Genomic DNA, 721 nt, shown 5'->3' with positions numbered 1-721 from the left:
GCCCCAGGCGACAGCGTCGTGGCGGGCGGTGCCGGCACGCGGCTGCATCAGTCCGCCAAGCACGGGGAAGCGCGCCGAACCCGAGACGTCCAGCGCCGGGACAAGCCGCTTGATCTGGTCGATGCTCATCAGCTCCGCGTCGACGCCGAGATGGCGCATGGCATTGCCGCGCCGGGCGTAGTCGTCGAGCTGGGCCGGCGTATGCGCGAGGTTGAGGCAGCCGCGCTGCGAGAACATGACGTTGTAGTTGAGGTCGTGCGACAGGTTCTCCCACAGCTTCATCGAATGTTCGTAGAAGCGGGTGTTCTGCGGCAAGAGATAGTTGGAGCGCACCGCGGTGGTGTTGCGGCCGACATTGCCGGAGCCCAGCCAGCCCTTTTCCAGCACCGCGACATTGGTGATGCCGTGTTCCTTGGCAAGATAATAGGCTGTTGAAAGGCCGTGGCCGCCGCCGCCGATGACGATCACGTCATAGGACGCCTTGGGGGCCGGCTTGCGCCAGGCCGGCTTCCAGTCCTTGTTGCCGGTCAGCGCGTTCTTGAGCAGCGAAAAGGCTGAGTATTCCGCCATTCTTCCTATCGTCCTTTTGGTGCGAGGCGGCAGACTATAGAGCAGGCGGGAAGCGCAAAGCCAAGATTGCGCCATCGCTTTTCGACAGGCCGACTCCGATCCGCGTCGTCGGGCACTGATGGAGACGGCTTGCCGCCAGATATACCGGTCT

Annotated in this window: 1 protein-coding gene; it reads right to left on the bottom strand. The window is 63.7% G+C overall.

Annotated elements, in window-relative coordinates:
- A partial coding sequence (locus EOA29_RS38790) for an FAD-dependent oxidoreductase (protein ID WP_127222540.1) occupies positions 1–570 on the bottom strand: 570 nt, incomplete at its 3' end.
- Positions 571–721 lie beyond the last annotated feature (151 nt).

The organism is Mesorhizobium sp. M1E.F.Ca.ET.063.01.1.1 (genome assembly GCF_003998155.1).
Taxonomy (GTDB): domain Bacteria; phylum Pseudomonadota; class Alphaproteobacteria; order Rhizobiales; family Rhizobiaceae; genus Mesorhizobium.
Note: the sequence above shows the minus strand (reverse complement) of the source record. Positions and strands in the feature narration are given on the sequence as shown.